The sequence below is a fragment of the Dietzia sp. SLG310A2-38A2 genome (assembly GCF_014145095.1).
GTDB lineage: Bacteria > Actinomycetota > Actinomycetes > Mycobacteriales > Mycobacteriaceae > Dietzia.
On sequence record NZ_JAALDX010000542.1, the window covers coordinates 17,489 to 23,695 of the forward strand.

The 6,207-nt window shown below is 66.1% G+C and carries 7 protein-coding genes and 1 pseudogene; 4 read left to right on the top strand and 4 right to left on the bottom strand.

Translation table 11 applies throughout. The annotated features are described in order from the left end of the window. A pseudogene (locus G6027_RS19150) lies at positions 1-175 on the top strand (hypothetical protein); the annotation flags it as partial. 101 nt (positions 176-276) lie between these two features. On the opposite strand, the gene G6027_RS17310 reads toward G6027_RS19150, so the two are convergent. Then, entirely contained in the window at positions 277-801 is a 525-nt protein-coding gene (locus tag G6027_RS17310) for a putative immunity protein (RefSeq protein WP_182638215.1), read from the bottom strand. A 95-nt stretch (positions 802-896) separates the two neighbouring features. On the opposite strand from G6027_RS17310, the gene G6027_RS17315 reads away from it, so the two are divergent. Beyond that, positions 897-2,375 (top strand): glutamine synthetase family protein, encoded by a 1,479-nt coding sequence (locus tag G6027_RS17315; RefSeq protein WP_182638216.1) that lies wholly within the window; start codon positions 897-899, stop codon positions 2,373-2,375. A 17-nt stretch (positions 2,376-2,392) separates the two neighbouring features. Here the strand turns inward: G6027_RS17315 and G6027_RS17320 are convergent, their stop codons facing one another. Together G6027_RS17320 and G6027_RS17325 are read right to left on the bottom strand one after the other, a co-directional pair. Next, positions 2,393-3,121, bottom strand: a complete 729-nt coding sequence (locus tag G6027_RS17320; protein ID WP_182638217.1) for a Fic family protein — start codon at positions 3,119-3,121, stop codon at positions 2,393-2,395. Between the two features lie 25 nt (positions 3,122-3,146). After that, the gene (locus tag G6027_RS17325; protein WP_182638218.1) at positions 3,147-3,335 is read right to left on the bottom strand and encodes an antitoxin VbhA family protein; all 189 of its coding nucleotides are present in this window, start codon (positions 3,333-3,335) and stop codon (positions 3,147-3,149) included. A 173-nt stretch (positions 3,336-3,508) separates the two neighbouring features. On the opposite strand from G6027_RS17325, the gene G6027_RS17330 reads away from it, so the two are divergent. Then, positions 3,509-4,354: an SDR family oxidoreductase gene (locus tag G6027_RS17330; protein WP_182638219.1), complete on the top strand. Its 846-nt coding sequence runs from the start codon at positions 3,509-3,511 to the stop codon at positions 4,352-4,354. Positions 4,355-4,655: 301 nt separating this feature from the next. Next, on the top strand, positions 4,656-5,708 hold the full coding sequence (locus G6027_RS17335) for a DUF4917 family protein (protein WP_182638220.1): 1,053 nt from the start codon (positions 4,656-4,658) through the stop codon (positions 5,706-5,708). 122 nt (positions 5,709-5,830) lie between these two features. Here the strand turns inward: G6027_RS17335 and G6027_RS17340 are convergent. Beyond that, positions 5,831-6,207 (bottom strand): AAA family ATPase (locus tag G6027_RS17340; RefSeq protein ID WP_182638259.1); only part of this gene is annotated, 377 nt, incomplete at its 5' end.

Here is a 6,207-nt window from a genome sequence, read left to right on the forward strand (position 1 = left end):
GACGACCGCCGCCGGACTGGCCCTGCGCGCCACCGACGGACCGTTCCGAGCCGGGGCAGGCCCGGAGGTGGCCGGCCCGACGCTCGCGCTCGTCATGGCGATGGCCGGCCGGCGCAGCCACCTCGACCAGCTCGCCGGCGACGGCGTGCCCCGGCTCGCGGAGCGGTTGGACTAACCGCAGGTGACGGCCGGCATCACCGTGTTCGTCGCCGACACCGACACCGAAACCGACAGCGCCCGCACTATGAGCGGGAACCCCGCTGCACCCCGTCGTCGCTAGTCGTGCTTCCGTATCTCTGAGTCGAGTGCGCTCATCAGCTGCGAGACGCGTGACCTGCCACTCGGTGCCTCCGGATATCGACGAAGTATCTCAGGAAGAGGCGGAGCCGCCCGATCGGCGAGATCGCGAACCCTGTCACTATCTGAAGTGCCGGTCTTCAGCTCGGTCACTCGCACGGCGCACGCGGCTGCGCGGAGTATGTGCCCGACCTGCGATGCTCTCGCGATCGGGTGAAGGTAGGCAGCCGCCGCGGCGTCTCCGCAGGCGAGCGCCGCCAGTTGCGCGGTCTCGTCGGAGACCTCCTTGGCTGCGCGGTGGGATGCGAAGGCGGCCGTTCGTTGCAGGTTCGACCGCCGAGCGCCGTTGGCGAACGCGCGCGCCGCGTCGATCGCGTCGCGCGGTCGTGAGTCATCGGGGGCGACGGCGTCGAACTCAGGGAGTAGTTCCTGAGCGCAGTCGGCGGCGAACCGGACGACCGTTCGTAGCTCGTCCATCGTCAGATCAAAGTCTCCTGCTCCCATGTCCCTATTCTCCCGTGCTCCGGGCGAAACTGAGCGGTCTCGCCCAGGGGATGCACTCCGGTGGGGCCTGCGACGCGGCGCTGGTAGAACGGGGCATGGCCATCGACGCACTCGAACCCCACCCCCTCGTCCGCCTGCTCGGCACGCCCTCGGCCGAGTTCACCGCCGCAGCCCTCGTGCGGGCGGTCGAGGAGCTGGGACTGGAGCAGGTGAACCTGCGCTACGTCGGCGGCGACGGGCGTCTGAAGACCCTGGCCTTCCCCATCAATTCGCGCGAGCACCTGCACGAGGTGTTGACGCGGGGCGAGCGCGTGGACGGGTCGAGCGTCTTTCCCGGGACCGACACCGACGCCAGTGACGTCTACATCGTCCCGCGGCACCGCACCGCCTTCCTCAACCCCTTCGGCGAGCGGACCTCGCTCGACGTCCTGTGCTCCTTCTACCGCGAGGACGGAACTCCGCTGCCGTACGCGCGCGAGCAGGTCGTGCGTCGCGCCGCCGAGGTGCTGACGCAGGAGACCGGCATGACGCTCGAGGCCTTCGGCGAGCTGGAGTACTACCTCGTCCATGAGCCCGAGGCCCTCTTCCCTGTGGAGGAGGAGCGCGGGTACCAGGAGTCGGGGCCGTTCTCGAAGCACGAGCGGGTTCGTGAACAGGTGTTGGGCCATCTCTGCGCAATGGGGGTGCCGCTGAAGTACGCCCACGGCGAGGTCGGCAACATCCTCACCGATGACCGTCAGCTGGTCCAGCACGAGATCGAGCTCCAACCCGTGCCCCTGGAGCAGGCTGCCGACAACCTCGTCCTGGCCAAATGGGTGGTGCGCGAGGTCGCCTACGCCCACGGCCTCGAGGCGACCTTCGCGCCACTGGTGAGCGGCGAGGGTGCAGGGAACGGACTGCACATCCACAGCCGACTGGTGCGCAACGGCACCAACGCCGTCGTCACCAAGCAGGGGATCAACGACACCGGGCGCCGGTTGATCGCCGGCTACCTCTCGGCGGCCAGGGCGCTGTCCGCGTTCGGCAACACGGTCCCCACGTCCTACCTGCGGTTCGCCGCCGGCGACGAGTCACCCGAGGACATCTGCTGGGGCGAGAAGGACCGCACCGGTCTGGTCCGGGTCCCCCTTGCCTGGGGCGGCGACGTCCTGGCCGACATGGTGGCCCACGCCAATCCCGGCAGCACCGAGCCCGTCCCCGAACCGGCCACGCACCCCCAGACCATCGAGCTGCGCCTCGGCGACGGCTCGGCCGACGTGCACCTGCTCCTGGCCGGCATGGCGGTCGCGGCGACGCGCGGCCTGAACGATCCCGGGAGCCTGGAGCTGGCCGAGCGGCTGAAGGCGGACGACAACGACGACTTCGAGCAACTTCCCTCCTCGTGCACCGAGGCGGCCGACGTCCTCGAGGCCGAGCGCGAGATGTTCGAAGCCGACGGCGTCTTCCCGGAGCAGCTCATCGACGCCCTGCTCGCGGGCCTGCGCGGGGCCGACGACAACACGCCGGGCGGGAAGAGTGCAGACGACGAGGGCGCACGGGAGGAGCTCATCCGCCGCCACTGGCATGTTGGCTGAACCCGGCAGGTGGGCGGTTACGTGATGGATCGGCCGCGCGTCTGTGCGGGACGCCCGTAGGGGGTGGTGCTGCCGGCCTTGAGGTGCTCGCGCATGGCACGGAAGTGTTCGGAGGCGAGGAGGAGCGAGCGGTTGCCCAGAGTGGTGGCTAGTCGGCCATCGGCGAGCTCCGCGGCCGGGCGGACGGCGTGCCTGAGCTGGTCGGCGAGGTAATCGGGCCGTCCGTAAACGGACATGTGACGAGCGGCGTGGGCTGCCGAGGCGTCGATGCCGGCCCAGTCGACCGCCCACCCGGCGTGACGGAACATCTGGTCGAAGAAGACGCGTTGCGTGCGACTGTTCCCGTCGCGGAAGGGGTGCACAAGGGTGAGCTCGGACCAGTGCGAGGCGATGGTGTCCGTGGCGGCGTGGGGGTCGGTCGTGCTGGGTGGCCGGGTGGCGATCTGACAAAAGACGCGGTCGAGCTCGTCGGTCAGGAACTGCGGCCTGGCGTGAGGGATGCCGAGGGCGTGGGTGTCGACGGACCGGAGCTCTCCGGCCCAGTCGAAGATGTCCTGCAGGATGTAGCGGTGGATCGCGCGGAGGTGGTCGAAGTCGAATCGACCCCCCAACGGGCTGAGCTCCAGTTCCACGACCCGGAAGAAGGCGAGGTCGCGCTCGAACTCCGCGAGGTGGTCGGGGTCGGTGATGCCGAGCCGGTTGCGTAGAACCCCCGAGGACTCCCTGTAAGGATCTCGGGGGTTCATCAGTGAGAAGGGGTCGGGAGCAGCGTCAGGGGGCGGTGCGCTCACGCGCCGCGGCGCGGATCTCGGAGAGGGCCTGGTCGCGGGTGAGGAGTCCGTCGGCGAACCGGCGGGTGATCTCCACGGCCTCGGATGACGGTTCCATGCCTGCCATGCGGTGCCCGGCGACGGCTCCTGCGAGCGCCTGGTCGGTGGTCGGGCGGATACGGGTGGACAAACAGTCCTCCTTGCGTCGACGTGGGCCCGATTCTACCTGCTCAGTCCCGCGATTCGCCTCAACCGTCGAACACCGATAGGGCGTCCGGCATGGGTCCGGGGCCGCCCCGTCGGCCTTGCGGGCCGTTCCGCACCCGGCGGAATAGCGCACGGTCGGGCAGGGTTGGACGGGACATGACTGCACAACCGGCCATCGCCGTCACGGGAGCCACCGGAGCTCTGGGGGGCTCCGTTGCCCGACATCTGGCCGAGCGGGGAATCGCCCAGCGCCTGATCGTCCGGAATGCGGAGCGGGCGCCGTCGCTGCCGGGCGCGGACGTCGCCGAGGCGTCGTATGAAGACGGCGAGGCCCTGACCTCTGCCCTGCGCGGCATCGAGACCGTGTTCTTCGTGTCCGGCAATGAGGCCGCGGACCGCGAGTCGGTGCACCGGTCGGCCGTCGAGGCTTTCGAGGCGGCCGGTGTGCGCCGGGTCGTCTACACGTCGTTCCTGGGCGCCTCGCCGGAGGCGAGCTTCACCTTCGCACGGACGCACCACGCGACCGAGGAGATGATCAGGGCCGCAGGGTTCGACTACACCTTCCTGCGTCCGAGTTTCTACCTGGACTACGTGGCCGACTGGGCCGATGCCGAGGGCGTCATCCGCGGACCCGCCGGGGACGGGCGCATCGCGTGGGTCGCCCGTGACGACCTGGCGGAGGCGGCGGCGGCGGTCCTGGCGACCGGGGGGCATGACGGCCGGACCTATGACCTGACCGGCGACGAGCTGCTGACACTGAAGGAGACCGCTACCCAGCTGACCGCGGCCAGGGGGACGACCTACCGGTTCGAGGACGAGTCGATCGATCAGGCCTACGCCTCCCGACGTGAGGGTTACCCCGGGACGCCGGACTGGGAGCTCGACGGTTGGGTGGGGACCTACCTGGCAATCGCTCGCGGGGAGATGGCGGTGGCCAGCCGGTCGATAAGGGAACTCACCGGTCACGCGGCGCAAGGCATAGGGGGCTTTTACACACGGTAGGCCCCTTTGGCAGAGGCGCCTCGCGCGAAGTGGGGGCAGCTGTGCTCCGGCGGAATGACCAGTTGAGCGGACGGCGCCCAGCGCGCTGGGCGCGAATGAGCCTAGTGCTGGCCGGGTGGCTCCTGCCGGTCCTGATAGGTGGTCCCGTCCGACGTTCCGAGAGCGTCACGCGACGACGCCCCAATGCGCGGATGGACCCGACGCACGTCAAGACCGGCTTCAGGGTTGGTAGCTGACCGAATCCGCCGTTCAACTCCTTGTTCGCTATGGAGGCACTACCTGTATCAGTTAAGCTCTATTTATGAACGAGCAAGTTACTACATACGACGAGGCATATAGGTGGGTTAACGAGGCATCCTCTGGCCCTAAGTCGCACCTGCTTTTAGGTAACGGTTTCAGTGTCGCCTACGACCGAGGCCGGTTCTCTTACAGTGCGCTTCTAGATCATGCCCGCCAGGAAGGAGTTTTGAGTCCGATCGCCGAGAAGTTCTTTTCAGCACTCGGCACGTACGACTTTGAAGTTGTCATCCGACAACTTTCGGATGCGGCAAACGCTTTAGAGGTTCTCGATGGGGATAGTTATCGAATTGAGATAGAAGAACTTCGGCGTGAGGCGGACGGGCTTAAGGAGGTTCTCGCGTCCACGCTCGCGGCTCTCCATCCGGAGCGGCCGACAGACGTTTTGGACGAGGCGTATACCCGCGTGAGAGCTTTCATCAATCGGCACGGCAAGATCTACACTGCAAATTATGATCTGTTGCTATATTGGGCCTTGATGCATGACGACGACACTATGGGGTTCACGCTTAGTGATGACGGATTCAGAAGCCCAGACCATGACGCTCCTTATGTGGTCTGGAACCACCTCAATCCCCACTCCCAGAACATTTTATACCTACATGGGGCGCTCCATCTGTACCGGGATGCAGGGAACGCTCAGCTGCAGAAACTGACATGGATCCGAACCGATGTGCCGCTAATTGACCAGATACGCGAACAGTTGCGAAAAAACCGCTTTCCGTTGATAGTTGCAGAGGGAACCAGTCAAGAAAAACTCGCAAAAATTCAGACAAGTGACTATCTGTCTAAGGGGTTGAGATCTCTTGCTCAAATTGGCGGGGGAATTCTGGCCTATGGGCTATCATTTGGTTCAAACGATGCGCATATATCGCAAGCGATCGTGAATTCAAAAGTGTCACGAATTGCCGTTTCTATATATGGTGATCCATCTTCAGGGTCCAATCAAGATAGCATCATTGCTGTCAACCGGCTTACGGCAGATCGGCATTCCTTTAACTCAAAAAGGCCGTTGGCGGTCAGGTTCTACGATGCCGAGTCGGTTCCTCTATGGTAGAGAATCGCTTGAAAGGGCCACGAGTGGGTGCTGCGCAAAACCTCGAAGTGTTCTCCAGTGAATTATGGTGGAGGCAGGCCGGTAGTTCTGAAGCAAGTTAACTCGTCACAGTATTTTAGAAATTAGGTAGGACCCACCTGTTTGAGTCGAAGGGCGTCGAGTAGCCCCGGCGCGAACCACTCCGCCGCGTGACGCGTGAACTCGGCGGGATCCAGTTGTCCGGCCCCCGCGGGCACCCGGCCGAGCACCGGAACCCCGGTGAGGCGGGGCAGGTCCTCCAGATTGAGGCGCTCGGCGAGGTCCGGGTCGTACGGCCAGGAGCCGATCACGATCCCGGCGCACCGGAGCCCCGCTGACTCGATCGCGCGCACCGTGAGCTCGGTGTCGGACAGCGTGCCGAGCCCCGCGCGGGCCACCACGACCACCGGGGCGTCGAGCGACCGGGCCAGGTCGAGCACCGTGAGGTCAGTGCCCAGGCGCACGAGCACGCCACCGGCGC

Coding starts and splice junctions, on each gene's coding strand:
- G6027_RS17310 (WP_182638215.1), bottom strand. CDS start 801: ATGGGAGCAGGAGACTTTGATCTGACGATGGACGAGCTACGAACGGTC.
- G6027_RS17315 (WP_182638216.1), top strand. CDS start 897: ATGGCCATCGACGCACTCGAACCCCACCCCCTCGTCCGCCTGCTCGGC.
- G6027_RS17320 (WP_182638217.1), bottom strand. CDS start 3,121: ATGAACCCCCGAGATCCTTACAGGGAGTCCTCGGGGGTTCTACGCAAC.
- G6027_RS17330 (WP_182638219.1), top strand. CDS start 3,509: ATGACTGCACAACCGGCCATCGCCGTCACGGGAGCCACCGGAGCTCTG.
- G6027_RS17335 (WP_182638220.1), top strand. CDS start 4,656: ATGAACGAGCAAGTTACTACATACGACGAGGCATATAGGTGGGTTAAC.